Genomic DNA, 16,358 nt, shown 5'->3' with positions numbered 1-16,358 from the left:
TGGCCATCATATCCAAAAAATAAAAAGGCCTCCGTTAAGAGGCCCGATTGTTTATGCCAATTGAAAAGGTGGCTTTTTCAATATCACTTTCAGTAGATTCAGATCGTTCTGTTTTGAACTCTTATTTGGAGTCCGTTTCCGCTTGGGCATTCGCTCTGTTGACCATACAAGCCAGCAGAAGTTCTCTTACTTAGCTGCAACCGTTCTGAATTCCTGTTCAGTTTTTTTGCTTTATTGATTGGGGACGTTAGTTTACACCGTACCAGGCAATACCTTCATCGTTCCAGCCGACGCTGATCAGATGATTGTGTTCAGCCTGACTTGTTGTGTAGTTATGGCTTCCAGCTTTTGCGTTAGGATTGTATTCCCGATACAGTGGAATCGTCTTGGCCTCATCAGAATACCAGCCAATGCCTTCATCTTTCCATCCCAGAGAGATCAGGTGTTTCTGCTCAGCGGCATTCATGGTGTAGTGATGATCTCCAGCATTCGGATTATACAGTCTATAGACAGGCTGGGTAGATGTGCTTGGTGCAGTCCATCCCACGCCTTCTGCCTGCCAGCCCAGAGAGACCAGATGGTTCTTTTCGGCGGCTTCTTTTGTATAGAAATGTTCTCCCGAATTAGGATTATAGAGACGATGCATACTTACTGAAGTTACTTTGTCTACAGGAGAATTTCCCCCTGATGATCCAGAAGATCCACCAGAAGTGGACGGTCCGCTCGTAGTGATTTCCGCATCTTTAGCGACTGTTTGATTGTTGATCTTAACTGTTCCGTCCCCTTCATTTTTAATTTTGATACCAGCTTTAACGCTTGAAAGATCTAAATTTCCCTGGGTAATGGTAAATTCTGTCTGGGAAGCTGCACTATTCATTGCTTGAGAGATGCGCACAGGACCAACATAGAAGGTTTTGCTTTCCTCAGAACCAGTTGAAGCAACAGGCGTATTCTCAGAGTCAGTTAATACACTCTCTAATGTTTCTGAAGCCAAAGGATTGGATGTGAAACTGCCGCCTGTGATGGCAACTGTTGTGGGTTTTGTAGTTGCATCATTAGGGATATAGTAGTCAACATTACCAGTTACGTCTGCATTCGAAATGTTTAATTTTATAGCAGTTCCATTCTCCTCGCTTGCATAATTAGCAACGACGATGGCGTCCCCTTTATTAGTGGTAAAGCTTCCGCCACTAATAGTAACTGTCAAATCATCGGCATAGGCGGTCTCAGCGTTTGCATCAGTTGGTTTGGAGATAACGATCGCTCCATAGAAATCGTCAGGTCCATTATTATTAGTTGAAGTACTATTGCTGTTCTGCTGGTCTGACGTCTGCTGATACTCAAAAGTTCCACCCTCGATATTGAGGGTTCCAGCTTTGACTGCAAGGCAAGCTTTATTCCAGCCATCTGCGGTTTCGGTACACTTGAAAGTTCCACCCCGAATTGTATAAGTACCTTGGGCAGGTAAATAAGAGAGAGTATTGAATTCGCCGCCTTGGACTTCAATTTCCACATTTTTATCATTGCCGTTGGTGCATAAACCCTTGAGTGTTCCGCTGACAATCGTCGTCTTGATATTGTCCAGGGTATTTCCGTCATCGTTTGCGGTAAATACGGAATAACCCTTTTCCTCCGATCCTCCTGCAATGGTTCCTCCATTGATTGTTAATTGGCCTCGGTTAAAAATAGCATAACCTTCTGCTTGAGCAGGCGTAGCTGTAATACTTCCGTTTCCTGCTGTGTCAGTGATGGTAAGATGGCCTCCATTTTGTACATAAAGAGCGCAGTAATCATTATTACTAATGTTGCGGCCATTCAAGTCCAGAATGATTTTTTTGTTGGCTTCAACTAAGAAATAGTAATTTCCAGATTTAGGAGAAGCATCTTTCAATAATTGAATCGTTGTTTCCTCATTATCTTTCACTGCATTTAATGCACTTTCAAGACTGTCATAGGTTTTTTCACCAATTGAGGCAACTGCATCTTGAGTGTTATCGTCATTGGTGTCATTTCCTTCTGCCTGTACAGGTACCGTCAGTCCAGCTGCCATTGTGGAAACTGTTGTTCCGGCAAGAACCGCTGTAAGCAGCAGCTGCAAATGCTTTTTTCTCATTTTTCCTTTTCTTCCTTTCCTGATGTTGTGGATATGTTGATTGCGCCGTTCTCGTTTTTGGATTTCGTAATTTGTGTTAATCTACGAAATCATCAGGGTGATGTTTTGGGGACTGTTATTGAAAAACAGGAAGAAAAATCAAGTTATTAAACAATATTTTGCATTTATAAAAAACTAATTAAAATATATAGCGAGATGAAATATGAGAAGGAAAAACGGTTGATTTCGAAATCCTTTATTGAGAGACGGCAATTTTCTGAAAGCAAGATTTGCAAAAAATGAGCAGGGAAGGAAAACGATCTTTCCAGATCTGCTCGTATGTGGGGGCAGGAATAATCATTCACAGCACGTTTTCGCGCTTGAAAACAACAGTTCAGAGTAGAGTATGTTTAAAACGATTTGTCTGTTTTTTATCTGTTAAAACCAAATGGGCAGAAGCTAAAACACGGTAAAGTGAAGTGACTTTCACATGGTGTTCCTGCTTTTTGGCGGTCATATAGAAAAATGTGTTGACAGGAAGAATGCAGTTTCTTAAACTAAACTCAGTTGATTGGTTTAAACTCGTCGCAGATTAACACATTAAACTTACAATATTGCTTTTGTTGGCAGTCAAAGGTTTCTGGCTTTCAGGTTTCTGATAGCCAGAAGCCTTTTCTTTTTGAGTCGGGTGTCTGAAAATCCTAAGGATGAACAAATAGATGGATGGCTTGCCTGAAAATGGCTTGGTTAGAGAAAAAAGTAAGACAATGAAACTTGATACTGAATGAAGGAGAACAAGACCAGAATCAAATCAGACGAATTTTTTGAGGGAAAAGAAGGGACAGAAAAGCGGGGCTTCAGAAAACAGCATCAAGGCATTAAAAAGCCGTCTCAAATGGAGTGAAAGCTGCATTTGAGACGGCTTGGAAGTCGGATTATTGATTGACTTCAGAGTATTTACGACGGGACGGATCGAGGTTGTCGACATAATAGCGAACAGTCAGTTTTCCAGCAATTTTGCTTTTGACTTTTGGTTCAACTTCAAAGCCGTCGCCTTCAAGCATCTGGTTGAGCATGGCTTTGCATGCAGCAGACAGATTTTTTACGCCTGGTTCGCATTCATCCTGCAGATCTTTGGCATTGATCAGAATGTACAGCTGCATAGCATCGTGAGCTTCCTGCTTTTTGCGTGCAAGGGTCTGTTCATACTGATCCTGAGTCCATTTTTCCATCAGAAAGTTCCTTTCTATCTGCCTGCAAACATTCATCAGCTGGCATCTTTGATAGGATATTAAAATTTCAATAATTGTCAAATTCAGCTGATGTAAGCGGAAACGAAACGGTGGCGATCCTACAAATAAGGGGGATTGCCTGTTTTAAGAAAAAAGTAAGAGACTATGGCTTGACGACCAGACCGGCGTTGAGCATCCGCTCAGTCATCGCGGTCATATCGGCCGGTTTACCAACTGTGCGAACGGATCCAAGGTTATAGAAAGCCAGACTCTGTTCATTGACCAGGATTTCCACACCCATTTTTTCAAGAGTATCAAGCTGGGTGCTGGCTGGAGACTGGCTGGTGGCCAGAACCACAGCGGAATTGTACAGAAGAATGGCGCGTGGTTTTGCGCTTTGATCTGCAAGAGACTCTAAAAAGGAAATCATCAGTTTTTCGCCAAGCTGAGGATTTCCCTGACCAAAACGGCTGGAATTGAATACAATAATAACTTCATCAGACATAGATTTACCTGCTGTCAAAAGGCAGCTTTTCCTTTCCTGCCTATTATATCCTGTTGGGGCGATGAGAAAAGATGAGCAGAAGATGGAGCGGGGCAGTCCAAAAAAGGCTGAGAGGAAATCATTGAAAAGAAACGATTTGTAACGGAAGGCACGGGCATTTTTATGCCGGTCTGGTTGAATTCTTTTATACTCTTCTATTACAGGAGTGATTTCAGCTCATGTAAAAAGCCTTCTTTTGAGACCGATAGACTCGAATCCAAAAAGAAGGCATAAAAAAAGCCGGCAGGGCCGGCTGCACTTTTCATAGTGGCGGAGACGGTGGGATTCGAACCCACGAGCCCGTTAAGACTACCTGATTTCGAGTCAGGCCCGTTATGACCACTTCGATACGTCTCCGTATGTTTCAATACTTTATCATAAGAAATCGTAATTTTAAAGAAATGAGGTCGAAATCTATGATTTCCTTTCTGATTCGCAAGCTGATAACGGACAAAAAAACAGACAATAAGAAGGATGCCAGCTCAATCCGGTATGCGGTGTGCAAACTGCTTGGATATGTGGGCATTGGACTGAACTTTTTTTTGTTTGCTTCGAAGTACTCGATTGGGTATATGGTGGGATCGGTCGCCATTAAAGGAGATGCCATCAACAACCTGACGGATTTCATGTCCAATATCATCTCGATTCTTTCGTTCAAAATTGCCGAAAAGCCAGCAGATAAAGAGCATCCCTATGGCCATGAGCGCACGGAAACCATTGCGGCGCTGTTCATGGGCATGGTCATTGTCTATCTGGGCATTGAAATGCTCAAGCAGTCTATCGAGAAAATCATTCATCCAGGTCCTGTTCACTTTGAATGGGCAGCCGTTGCGGTGCTGATCTTATCGATCTGCGTCAAGCTGTACATGTATGCCTACAACCATAAATACGGCGTTGAATACAAGAGCGACCTGCTGCTGGCTAATGCGCTGGATTCCCGAAATGATACGATGGGAACCCTGCTGGTTCTGTTTTCCACCCTTGTTTCGCCATTGATTCATTACGATCTGGATGGCGTTGTCGGCATCATCGTTTCGGGGATTATCCTGTTTTCTGCCTGGGGACTTTTAAAAGATGTCATCAACACTCTGCTTGGAGAAGCCCCATCGGCCGACCAGATTAACCAGATCATCGATACGATCATGGAAAGCCCGATGGTCATCGATGTTCATGACATTGCGGTTCATTCTTACGGTCCAAAATATACTTACGCCACAGCGCATGTCGAAGTCGATGGAACGCTTGGACTGATTGATGTCCATTCAGAAGTCGACCGGCTTGAACGGAAGGTTTATAAGGATATGAACATCGAGCTGGTTACTCATGTTGATCCTGTCATTCTCGACGATATTCAGACCAATCTGCTCGAAGATAAAGTGGCCAGCAGTGTGGCCAGAATGGGAAATCACTGGACCATTCAGGACTTCCGGATTGAAAAGCGGACCAGACGGACACATCTCTTCTTCGATCTGATTGTCCCATACGAAGAGAAGAAAACGGCTGAAGAAATTGCGGAAGCTATCCGTCAAAGCCTGGATACGCCAGAAAAATACAAAATTGAGCTGCGCCTGGTTCATCCATTCTCGTAATCGAAACCTGCATGGCAACGCAAGGCGGCAAACCAGACTGGCAGATTCAGCTAGACGGATTTTGACAGATAGAAAACTTGCAAGAGACATCCAGACCGGGTGCCTCTTTTTCTTTTTGGCCAGATTGGCGGCATACAAAAGCGAGACATAAAAAGGGCTGCTCTTTGCAAAAGGAAGATTTGCAAAAAGCAGCCCATAAGATTCGAAACGGTTTTAAATGGGGAACGGTTTGAACCGGTGCTTATTTTTTCAGCTTGTGATTTTCAGTTGATGAATGAAAACAGCAACTTGAACCGGAAAGCTGGGGGTTATTCCGACAGACGGCTGGCCGCATATCCTCCGGCCAGGCCGGCAAGAATACCAAAGAGAAGCTGCCAGATCGAGAAAGTCGCCCAGTCGGTCTTGATCAGAATGGCAAAGGGGGAAGCCAGGATCAGACCCAGAATGGCCCAATACGTCTGCAGGCGCCACCTGGAAAGAATCCATTCAATGAGTTTGGCAATCGCAAAAATACCGAGGATGACGCCAAGGCCGAAGGGCAGGGCCAGTAAGAAACAATGGCCGAACTGGGCCATGTTGAAGTGGACCAGAGAATCCACCGTTTCGGAGACCAGATTGATGATGGGTTCGTAATAGCCCATTAACATCAGCATCATTGAACCGGAAACACCGGGAATGACCATAGTGGCCGCCGCGATCACGCCGACGATAAACAACATGACCAGCCCCATGAAACTGGTGTTGAGGGTCACGTTGGACGCAGAGGATTCAGTCATCAAAGCTCCGCCCACAACCAGCGCGAAAAACACCACAAAGCAGACCGCCATGGAAGGCGAAAAGCCTTTATGTCTGACATGGTGGGCAATCGCTGGCACAGAACCCAGAATCAGCCCGCAAAAGCCCAGATTGGTTGCGATCGGCCAGTGAAGCAGACAGTATTCGATCAGTTTGGAAAGCAGGGCCAGCGCAAGCAGGATGCCGGCAAAAATCGGAATCAGCAGCTTAATCGATTTTTTGAAATCGGAAAACAGATGGGTGATGGAATAGATGAGCTTATCGTAAATGCCCATGGCCACCATCATGGTCCCGCCGGATACTCCAGGGATGATGTTGGCAATGCCGATGACCATGCCGCGAAGCGTATCCATTAGAAAAGATGATTTATTCATTGACAGAAGGTCTCCTTTTGACGAAAGGCATTTTACTAAATTTAATGGCGGAACGCGAAAGATGGGCGCATTGTAAGGCAGATTTTACCAGGCAGTAAGACAGGCGGCCGATTCGTTCCGTTTACATTTCCAGAATTTTACCAACTTTACTGTTTCTTGACAGACAACAGGGGGCTAAAAAGATAAACAAAACCTCCGCAGCCCTCAAAGCCGTCCATGAATGCCGCTTGAGAACACTGCCGTAAGGTTTCAGAGCGCAAAAGTGGAAGCCATCCGGATTGGATATGAAAATAATCTTTGGATAAAGCCTTGAAAACTTGCCAGAATCCGCCGGATTTTGTTCCTGTCAAGTCAGGCGATAGAACGGGCAAACAGAAAATGCCTGACATTGGAGCGCAAAAGCAACACTTTTGAAGAATGGCAGGCCTCAGAAAGGACAACTTTGCCAAATTCTGTCCTTTCAATTGATCCCTGCGGCGCGATCGATATAATAAGCATTGCGTTTATTTAAAGATTATCGTTTGTTTAGTGATACTAAACGGAGGGACCTGTGGATATTGGTGCAAAAATACGGAAACTGCGCAAAACCAGCGGCCTGACTCTGGAAGAGCTGGCCAGCCGCAGTGAACTGACCAAAGGCTTTCTTTCTCAGCTCGAACGAAATCTGACCTCCCCCTCCATCACGACGCTCGAAAACATTCTCGAGGCCCTCGGGACCAGCCTGGCAGAGTTTTTCCAGGAGGAAAGCGACGAGCGGATCGTGTTTGGCAAGGACGATTTTTTTGAAGATGAGCAGGATGAATATTCAATCAGCTGGATTGTTCCCAATGCGCAGAAAAACGAGATGGAACCGATCCTGCTGCGGCTGCCTGTAAAAGGCAGATCCATGAAAGTTTCCAATCACGATGGTCAGGAGTTCGGATATGTCCTTCGCGGCACTGTCCGGATTGAATTTGAAAACAGCACCAGCGCAACTGTTCATGCCGGCGAGACTTTTTATATGGATGGCTCCTTGAGTCATCAGATCGTCAATACCGGCAAAAGCAATGCGCAGCTGCTGTGGATTTCGACGCCGCCGGTTTTCTAGCCGGCAGGCTCTGGAAAGGAATTGAGGATGGAAAACGAAAAAAAGAAGCTGATTCAGTTTCGAAACGTCCAGAAAAGCTTTGATGACCAGATTATCCTGAAGGGAATTGATCTGGACATTTATGAAAACGAGTTTGTCACTCTGCTTGGGCCTTCCGGATGCGGAAAGACAACCCTGCTTCGCATTCTGGGCGGTTTTCTTGACCAGGATGAAGGAGAAATTCTGGTTGACGGTAAGGACATTACCAAACTTCCCCCTTACAAACGTGAGTTGAATACAGTGTTCCAGAAGTATGCACTGTTTCCAAATATGAACGTGTATGAAAACATCGCGTTCGGTCTTCGACTCAAGAAGGTGTCGGATGACATCATTGAACAGAAAGTCATGCGTATGCTTCGCCTGATTGGTCTGGAGGGCTATGAAAAACGAGAAATCACCCAGCTTTCTGGCGGACAGCAGCAGCGGGTGGCCATTGCCCGCGCACTGGTCAATGAACCCAATGTGCTCCTGCTCGATGAACCCCTTGGCGCGCTGGATTTAAAGCTGCGCAAGGAAATGCAGTACGAACTGAAACGGATTCAGCAGGAAGTCGGCATTACTTTTATTTTCGTTACCCACGACCAGGAAGAAGCGCTGACCATGTCCGACAAGATCGTCGTCATGAAAGAGGGCGAAATTCAGCAGGTCGGCTCCCCAACCGAAATTTACAATGAACCGGCCAACGCCTATGTGGCCAGCTTTATTGGGGAATCCAATATTATTCCCGGCATCATGGTCAAAGATGAACTCGTTCGCTTTGATGAAACCGACTTTGAATGTATTGATAAGGGATTCAGAACCAATGAACCGGTCGATGTGGTGATTCGCCCTGAAGATATCAACCTGGTTCCTTACAACCAGGGCAAACTGAATGGAACGGTCGAAAGTGTGTTATTTAAAGGCATGCTCAATGAAGTCATCGTCGAAACGGTTCCGGGCACCCATGTAACGGTCAATATGCATATCACCGAAGAAAGCGCCAACCAGGTCGATGACGGCCATATCCATATTTCCGGCAACAGCTTCTATCTGGATGTTGAAGACATGGAAGGCATCGAGGAAAAAGATCTGATCGCCCGTGCGGATGCCCAGGCCTGGAATGATGAAACCGATGAACAGCTGTCGATCGAAAAAGTGGAAACCAACCTTGAAGACAAGATCGGTACCTATACGATCACCTTTACAACCCAGAACAATCTGTCGATTACCAAGACCATTCAGGTGGTCGACCAGCAGGTTGTCCGCAACCAGAAGAAAAACGAAGGCGTGTCCGCATTTGACTTCTTTAAATCCAAAGACGAAATTGAGGAATCCATTGCGCTTGATACCGATCTGAAGACCTGGGCCAACGCGCAGGGCTGGAAGCTCGATAACGAAGATCAGAGTGTCAATCTGACTGTGACTTATGACTTTGATCCGGAAAATATCGAAACCGGGATTTACCCGATTACATTCTGGACAACCGGTCGTGAATTCAAGGTTCACACCACGGCCAATGTCAAAGAAGGTGTGGAAGTCGGTCTGGACTTCAAACCTGAAGATATCCATGTCATGGAAAAAGAGGGCTTTATCTCATGAAGACCTGGCGCCGTCTTGCCATCCCATATCTGATCTGGGGAACTGGCATGCTTTTATTGCCGATGCTTTTGATCGTGTTTTACTCGCTCATTCAGCCTGGCAACGAAGTTACGACGTTTCGTTTTACTTTAGATAACTACATCCGCTTCTTTACGGATCCGGACTTCTTATTGATTTTGTGGCGCTCGCTGACCATCGCGATCGAAACCACGGCCATCTGTCTGCTGCTTGGCTATCCAATCGCCTACTGGATCAGCCGCTGCTCGAAAAAGACGCAGAATCTGATGGTTCTGGCGATTACGCTGCCGATGTGGATCAACATGCTGGTGCGCACCTATGCCTGGATTGGCATTCTGTCCAAAGGCGGACCGCTCTCAATTGTGCTTGGCTGGTTTGGTATCAAGGATGCCGAAATCCTCTATACCCAGGCAGCGGTTCTGATTGGCATGGTCTACAACTATCTGCCTTACATGATTTTGCAGATTCACTCTTCGCTGACCAAGATGGATCCATCCCTGGAAGAAGCAGCCAGTGATCTGGGGGCGTCGCCTTTCCAGACATTCTGGAGAGTCATTTTCCCCTTGTCGATTCCAGGCGTTATTTCTGGAATTACGCTGGTCTTTTTGCCTGCTATTTCGGCTTTCTTTATCCCGAAACTGTTGGGCGGCGGCGGATGGTTCTTGATTGGTAACGTCATTGAAAACCAGTTCATTACCGTTGGCGAATGGAATTTCGGTTCGGCAATTTCTGTCATCATGGCCATGATCATGATGCTGCTGATGTCCCTGGTTCGCAAGGCTGACCGCAAGGCCAGCCAGAAGGAGAAGAATGCATGAAGAAAAAACGTCCAGTCGGTATGATCATGACGATTTTAACGATCATCTTCTTCTACCTGCCCATTGTTTTCATGGTGGTTTTCTCGTTTAACAGCTCAAAATCACTGACCAGTTTCACCGGCTTTTCCATGCGCTGGTATGCGCAGATGTTTGCTTCCCATGACATGATGGACTCGCTTTACGTCACCATTGTCATTGCGGTGCTTGCAACTTTGATTTCAACCATCATCGGGACGCTGACCGCCATCGGGCTCAATTATTCCCGCAAGCTGGTCAAGGCTTACGTCACCCAGATCAACGATCTGCCAATGATGAATCCAGATATCGTGACCGCCATCGGCCTGATGCTTTTGTTTATTACGTTCCATATCGAGCGGGGATTCATGACGCTGCTTCTGGCTCATATTGCGTTCTGTATCCCGTATGTCATGCTTTCGGTTACCCCGAAAATCCGTCAGCTCGATCCGAACCTGGCCGATGCGGCGATGGACCTTGGAGCGACTCCTTTCCAGACCCTGACCAAAGTCATCGTCCCGGAAATCATGCCGGGCGTTGTTTCGGGAGCCCTGATTGCCTTTACGATGAGTTTTGATGACTTTATCATTTCGTATTTTGCGACCGGTAAAGGGGTCAAGAACCTGTCGATCATGGTGTACACCATGGCCAAGCGTGTCAATCCCTCAATCAACGCGATTTCCACGCTGCTTGTTTTACTGATCACTGTGATTTTGCTTCTGGTTAATATTGTCCCCGTCATCCGCCAGAAAATAGCCAGAAAGCGCGAAGCCGATCCAGACTACGTGCCAAAAGCCACCAACCATTCAGCCCGCAACATCACCATCGGTTCGATCATTGCGGCGATGGCTTTGCTTCTGGTGTTTTTCAGACCCGATGGCGGCAGCCAGGCGTTTGCCGGCCAGACGCTGCATCTGTATCTGCCGGGCGAGTATATTTCTGATGAAATGCTTGCCGGCTTTGAAGAGCAGACGGGTGCGCAAGTCATTGTGGATAACTTTGATTCCAATGAGCAGATGTATATCAAGGTTGCCAACGGCGAAGCCTTTGATGTGCTGATTCCTTCGGACTACATGATTCAGCGCCTGATTCAGGAAGATCTGCTGACTAAACTGGATCCGGCCAGAGTCGATGAAGCTCTGGTTCAGCTCGATGACAAAGTTCTCAATCTGGCCTATGATCCGGGCAACCAGTATTCCGTTCCGTATTTCTGGGGCACTGTGGGGATCGTTTACGATAAGGAAAAAGTTCCGCTTGAAGATCTTGAACGGGAAGGCTGGGCGGTTTTCCAGGATCCAAAATACAAAGGCGATATTTTCATGTATGACTCTGAGCGTGACCAGTTCATGACGGCCCTGAAAAATCTTGGCTATTCCATGAACACGGATAATGAACAGGAGCTGCAGGCTGCTTACGACTGGCTGGCCCAAGTCGGTACGACGATGGAGCCGGAAATTGTCACTGATGAAATCATCGACCACATGGCCAATGCCCGTAAGGCACTCGGCCTGATCTATTCCGGGGATGCCACCTATGTCATTCAGGAAAACGACCAGATGGGTTACTTCCTGCCCAATGAAGGAACCAACCTCTGGACTGATGCGATGTGTATTCCAAAGAGTGCGCCAAATCCAGAACTGGCCTATGCCTTTATCAACTATGCGGCTGGTTATGAAGCCCAGATGCTCAACTCTTCCTATGTCGGCTATACCGCAACCAACAAAGAAGCGGAAGAAGAACTGGCCAATACCGAATTTGCGGGCATTGATTCTTATATCCCGCGCACGGGCTATGCCAACGATGAAGTCTTCGAATACAATGCCAAGGCTCGTAAGATCATTGCCGATCTGTGGAGCCGGATTAAAGTGGTCATCTCCAACGCTAATTAATGGCAGCCTGAAGATGGCTGGTTTTTTGTAAAAAGACTTTAGGCATCGAAAAATGGGCGGCATGTCTTTTCTGGGAATTTTGGAAAATCCAGAAAAACGATCGATAATTTGGAAAATCCAGAAAAACGATCGATAAAACGAAAAATACAACAGCGAGATCTTTCTTCTGAAGATACGAAGAAAGATCTCGCTTTTTCTATGCAGACGGGCAGAATCTGCCTGATAAGAACTGGGCGTAAGAATTGAAGAAAAGAGGTCAATCCCGGATGATCGAATCGCAAAGTTCCTCTTCTTTTTCTTTCTTTTTCCTGACGGACATATGGCTGGCTTTTGTTGTGGCAAGGTGTCGTTCAGTAATTGCCGTCCAGTGACGGACCGGCAAAAGAAATGAGGAAGAACGCTCCAAAGCGAAAACCTGCAAAGTTGACTATAATGGAAAGTAAGCCTGAGCCAACTTATGGTTTCTGAACCCTTTTGAGGGGCCTGAAGCGATAGATCAGGTCTTTGAAAAGTTAAAAAACGTCTTCAGAAGGATGAAAGTCTTCAGAAGAATGAAATAGGAAAGGAAGGTTGATATGGAAAAACAGACAGTCGAAACGTATGTGGATACTGAAACCCAGACATTTAATGTGATGGGGATGACTTGTGCAGCCTGCCAGGCTGCTGTCGAACGGGCAGTTTCGAAACTGCCGGGAGTCAGTGAAGCCGACGTATCGCTGCTTTCTGAATCCATGAAAGTGGAATACGATCCAGCCAAAGTCAATGCGGCAAAGATCATTCAGGCGGTTGAACAGGCTGGCTATGATGCCGCGCTTAAAACACCGGTCACGAACATTGAAAATGCCGCAAACCAAAGTGAAGCCGCCAATGACTACGAAATGCGTTCGAAGCGGATGCAGGACGAGATGAAACATAAAAAGAAAGTTCTGGTCAGCTCGCTGATTCTGCTGGCCATTCTGATGTGTTTTTCAATGCTGCCGATGATGGGTGTCTTCAGTTTTCTGATGTCCATGGACTGGATGATGGTCGATGGTATTATTCAGCTGTTTTTAGCCACAATTATTCTGTTTATCCAGCGGGATTTTTTCACGCATGGCTTTAAGACGCTGTTCCATGGCAATCCGAACATGGACACGCTGGTTGCTTTGGGTTCTTCTGTCTCCTTTGTCTATGGTTTCTATGGACTGCTGAAAATGGCCTATGGCTATGGCATCATGGACCATCAGATGATTCACTCGGCCATGGATGCTCTCTATTTTGAAGGAGCCGCCATGATCGTTACGCTGGTTTCCTTAGGTAAATATCTGGAAGCCCGCTCCAAAACCAAAACTGGCGATGCGCTGGCCAAGCTGGTCAAGCTCGCTCCAAAAACAGCTCTTGTCCAGCAGGCGGATGGAGAATTTGCCCAGACGCCAGTGGATGCTGTCCAGACGGGTACGTTAATTAAAATTGTTCCGGGAGCGACCATTCCCGTCGATGGGGTTGTTGTTTCTGGCAGCGGTACAGTCGATCAGGCGGCCTTAACCGGTGAGTCGATTCCAGTCGATAAAAAAGCGGGCGATGAAGTCATGTCCGCAACGACCAACCTGAATGGTTCCTTTATTTTCCGCGCCACCAAAGTCGGCAATGATACAACTCTTTCGCAGATCATTTCGCTGGTGGATGAAGCCGGCAACTCCAAAGCGCCGATTGCCAGACTGGCAGACCGGGTCTCGGCGGTGTTTGTTCCAACGGTCCTGGTTCTTGCAGCCCTGACCCTGATCGGCTGGCTGATTGCCGGCCAGAGTTTTGGCTTTGCGCTGAACTGCGCGATTTCGGTCCTGGTTATTTCCTGCCCATGTGCGCTGGGCCTGGCCACCCCGCTTGCCATTATGGTGGCAACGGGTAAAGCCGCCCAGAATGGAATTCTGGTCAAATCGGCTTCCGCTCTGGAAGAGCTGGCGAAGATCAATACGGTTGTTCTCGACAAGACTGGCACCATCACCAAAGGCAAACCCGCGGTTGCTTCGATTACGCTCTTTAACTCCGCTTTAAACGAAAAAGAATTCCTGCGATTAGCCGCTTCGGCTGAATCCGGATCTGAACATCCATTGGCCAAAGCCATTCTGGAAGAAGCAAAGGTTTTAGATCTTCAGCTGCTTCCGGTTTCGAATTTTGAAGCCTTTGGCGGCCGTGGGCTGAAGGCCGATGTAGATGGCCTGACCATTACGGCCGGCAACCCTGCTTTCATGAAAGAACAGGGCATTGGCATCAGCGCCTACATCACCCAGCGGGCCCAGAAGGCAGCCAAAGCTGGCGGTACACCCCTTTACTTTGCGATCAATGGTAAACTGACCGGTCTGATCAGTGTCGCAGATGAGGTCCGTGAAACCTCGCGCCAGGCCATCAGCATGCTTCGCAAGGAAGGCATTGAAGTCATTATGTTAACTGGTGACAATGCCCAGACGGCGCAGGCCATTGCCTCGAAACTGGATTTATCGGATGTCATTGCGGACGTTCTGCCCGCGGATAAGGAATCTGTGGTCCGCCAACTGCAAAAGGAAGGCCGCAAGACGGTTATGGTTGGCGATGGCATCAACGATGCGCCAGCCCTGATGCGTGCCGATGTCGGCATTGCGATTGGTGCCGGTACCGATATTGCCATTGATGCTGCTGATATTGTCCTGATGAAAAACAACCTGATGGACGTCGTCACTGCGATTTCGCTTTCCAAAGCGACCATCCGCAATATTAAAGAAAACCTGTTCTGGGCCTTCTTCTACAACATTCTGGGAATTCCTCTTGCTGCTGGCCTGTACTATCCGTTCTTTGGCTGGCTGCTCAACCCAATGTTTGGATCGGCTGCCATGTCGTTCTCGTCCATTACTGTCTGCCTGAACGCCTTACGCCTGCGCTTCTTCAAGCCGGCCAAGGCTGAAGTCACAGACAGTGCCGCTCAGGCTGCCCAGGTCACCTTTGAAAGCCTGAAAGATCCGGACCAGAAAGAGGCAGCGGCTGCCAGTCAGGCTTTGGATCAGAATCAGTCTGAGCCATACACCAGCCGTCGGACGGATGCCCCGCATCTCAACCCGGCTGCTGAACCCAAACGCGGCCAGGCTGTCAAACCGATCAAAGAGTCTCAGCAAGAACCAATTCCTGCCGGTCTCAAGAAAAAGCCATTGATTCTCTATTCCCAATCCAACCCGGTTCCAAACCCGGCAGATCTCAATGCTCCAGCCGGCACGGGTTCCAGCAGCCAAACCGCTCAGGATGCCCCGGCTGAAAGTGCTTCTTACTTTGCCCAGGCTCTTGAACCAGCCAAGGCCATTACGATGTTTAATGTCAATGGCATGAGCTGCATGCATTGCGTCAATCATGTCTTGCAGGCTTTGAAAGGTCTGGATGGCGTGACCTGTATCAAAGTGGTCCTGCATCCGGGAACCGCCTATGTGGAAAGCGTGAAGCCGATTGCCAAAGAGGCGTTTGTAAAAGCCATTGATGATGCCGGCTATGAAGTTGAAGTCGGCGATCAGTGTCAGATACTCAATCTCAATGCGGATCTTTGCAAGGCCGATATTGAAAAATGGCGCAAGCTGGTTGAAAGCATGAAAAAACCATCCATTTCCTGGATCTGGGTCGACCTTGAAAAACATACCCTTGAAGTCTGCGGGCAGTCTGCTGTCGAGCTGGCTTCAATTGAGAAAGCTTTATTTGAAATGAACCACGAAGAACAGAAAGGAGGAGACCAAACCATGACTCTGGAAATTGCTGGAATGTCCTGCGCGCACTGCCAGGCCCGCGTTGAAAAAGCCCTTGCATCTGTTGCCGGTGTTGACTCCGTCAAAGTTGATCTGGCTAATGGCACTGCAACTGTCGAGGGAAAAGATCTGGATGCCAAAGCATTAGCTCATGCTGTAACCGATGCTGGTTATGCAGTTACTGCTATTGACTAAAATCGATTCAGAATCCTGAAAAGCCGATGAGATGAATCTGGATGGAAAATCCATTCACTCATCGGCTTTTTGCTGCATCGGTTTTGTCGTATCAATCTGGAAGGATAAAGCATTTCTTTTAAAGTGAAGATGAATCGGCTTCGCTTGTCCCCTATGGTTTTATGAAAAGAATTGCTGTTCAGAGAAATGAGATTAGGAATTTCTTGATATTAATCCCCAATAAAACGACTGAGGGGATGGGATTTTGTTTCTTTGCAGTTCCTTAGGTTATTTCGTTGATTATGAATGATAAAAAGTGGATGTAGTCTTTGTATGCCAAGAGAATGGATGAGATTGTAATTTCTAATGATTTGAAT

The 16,358-nt window shown here is 47.0% G+C and carries 10 protein-coding genes and 1 tRNA gene; 6 read left to right on the top strand and 5 right to left on the bottom strand.

The genetic code is table 11. The features are described 5' to 3' along the window. Positions 1-247: 247 nt before the first annotated feature. From U4956_RS06310 to U4956_RS06295, 4 genes are all read right to left on the bottom strand, one after another. Positions 248-2,113: a hypothetical protein gene (locus U4956_RS06310; protein WP_323089702.1), complete on the bottom strand. Its 1,866-nt coding sequence runs from the start codon at positions 2,111-2,113 to the stop codon at positions 248-250. 914 nt (positions 2,114-3,027) lie between these two features. Beyond that, positions 3,028-3,324 carry a hypothetical protein gene (locus U4956_RS06305; protein ID WP_323089701.1) on the bottom strand — a complete coding sequence of 99 codons (297 nt, stop codon included), beginning with the start codon at positions 3,322-3,324 and terminating at the stop codon, positions 3,028-3,030. Positions 3,325-3,487: 163 nt separating this feature from the next. Continuing rightward, entirely contained in the window at positions 3,488-3,829 is a 342-nt protein-coding gene (locus U4956_RS06300) for a hypothetical protein (protein WP_323089700.1), read from the bottom strand. A gap of 307 nt (positions 3,830-4,136) precedes the next feature. Further along, positions 4,137-4,225: transfer RNA gene (locus tag U4956_RS06295), tRNA-Ser, on the bottom strand. 59 nt (positions 4,226-4,284) lie between these two features. Between U4956_RS06295 and U4956_RS06290 the strand changes: the two genes are divergently transcribed. Beyond that, a complete protein-coding gene (locus U4956_RS06290) occupies positions 4,285-5,457 on the top strand; it encodes a cation diffusion facilitator family transporter (RefSeq protein WP_323089699.1) in 1,173 nt (390 codons plus the stop codon). A 308-nt stretch (positions 5,458-5,765) separates the two neighbouring features. On the opposite strand, the gene U4956_RS06285 is transcribed toward U4956_RS06290, so the two are convergent. Beyond that, positions 5,766-6,626, bottom strand: coding sequence for a DUF368 domain-containing protein (locus U4956_RS06285; protein ID WP_323089698.1), 861 nt, complete (start codon positions 6,624-6,626; stop codon positions 5,766-5,768). Between the two features lie 550 nt (positions 6,627-7,176). Between U4956_RS06285 and U4956_RS06280 the strand changes: the two genes are divergently transcribed. The 5 genes from U4956_RS06280 (at position 7,177) to U4956_RS06260 (ending at position 16,002) form a co-directional block, all read left to right on the top strand. Continuing rightward, entirely contained in the window at positions 7,177-7,713 is a 537-nt protein-coding gene (locus tag U4956_RS06280) for a helix-turn-helix domain-containing protein (protein ID WP_323089697.1), read from the top strand. A gap of 27 nt (positions 7,714-7,740) precedes the next feature. Next, positions 7,741-9,330, top strand: coding sequence for an ABC transporter ATP-binding protein (locus U4956_RS06275; protein ID WP_323089696.1), 1,590 nt, complete (start codon positions 7,741-7,743; stop codon positions 9,328-9,330). After that, positions 9,327-10,166: an ABC transporter permease gene (locus tag U4956_RS06270; RefSeq protein ID WP_323089695.1), complete on the top strand. Its 840-nt coding sequence runs from the start codon at positions 9,327-9,329 to the stop codon at positions 10,164-10,166. Before U4956_RS06275 ends, U4956_RS06270 begins: the two co-directional genes overlap by 4 nt. Beyond that, positions 10,163-12,070, top strand: a complete 1,908-nt coding sequence (locus U4956_RS06265; RefSeq protein WP_323089694.1) for an extracellular solute-binding protein — start codon at positions 10,163-10,165, stop codon at positions 12,068-12,070. Before U4956_RS06270 ends, U4956_RS06265 begins: the two co-directional genes overlap by 4 nt. 575 nt (positions 12,071-12,645) lie before the next feature. Further along, the gene (locus U4956_RS06260; protein ID WP_323089692.1) at positions 12,646-16,002 is read left to right on the top strand and encodes a heavy metal translocating P-type ATPase; all 3,357 of its coding nucleotides are present in this window, start codon (positions 12,646-12,648) and stop codon (positions 16,000-16,002) included. Positions 16,003-16,358 lie beyond the last annotated feature (356 nt).

The sequence above is a fragment of the Allobaculum sp. JKK-2023 genome, assembly GCF_034745455.1.
Taxonomy (GTDB): Bacteria; Bacillota_I; Bacilli_A; order Erysipelotrichales; family Erysipelotrichaceae; genus Allobaculum.
This window is presented reverse-complemented; position numbering and strand designations above follow the sequence as displayed.

Bases quoted from the DNA above. Each gene is read 5' to 3' on its own strand.
- U4956_RS06270 (WP_323089695.1), top strand. From the start codon at position 9,327: ATGAAGACCTGGCGCCGTCTTGCCATCCCATATCTGATCTGGGGAACT.
- U4956_RS06275 (WP_323089696.1), top strand. From the start codon at position 7,741: ATGGAAAACGAAAAAAAGAAGCTGATTCAGTTTCGAAACGTCCAGAAA.
- U4956_RS06310 (WP_323089702.1), bottom strand. From the start codon at position 2,113: ATGAGAAAAAAGCATTTGCAGCTGCTGCTTACAGCGGTTCTTGCCGGA.
- U4956_RS06305 (WP_323089701.1), bottom strand. From the start codon at position 3,324: ATGGAAAAATGGACTCAGGATCAGTATGAACAGACCCTTGCACGCAAA.
- U4956_RS06290 (WP_323089699.1), top strand. From the start codon at position 4,285: ATGATTTCCTTTCTGATTCGCAAGCTGATAACGGACAAAAAAACAGAC.
- U4956_RS06285 (WP_323089698.1), bottom strand. From the start codon at position 6,626: ATGAATAAATCATCTTTTCTAATGGATACGCTTCGCGGCATGGTCATC.
- U4956_RS06300 (WP_323089700.1), bottom strand. From the start codon at position 3,829: ATGTCTGATGAAGTTATTATTGTATTCAATTCCAGCCGTTTTGGTCAG.
- U4956_RS06265 (WP_323089694.1), top strand. From the start codon at position 10,163: ATGAAGAAAAAACGTCCAGTCGGTATGATCATGACGATTTTAACGATC.
- U4956_RS06260 (WP_323089692.1), top strand. From the start codon at position 12,646: ATGGAAAAACAGACAGTCGAAACGTATGTGGATACTGAAACCCAGACA.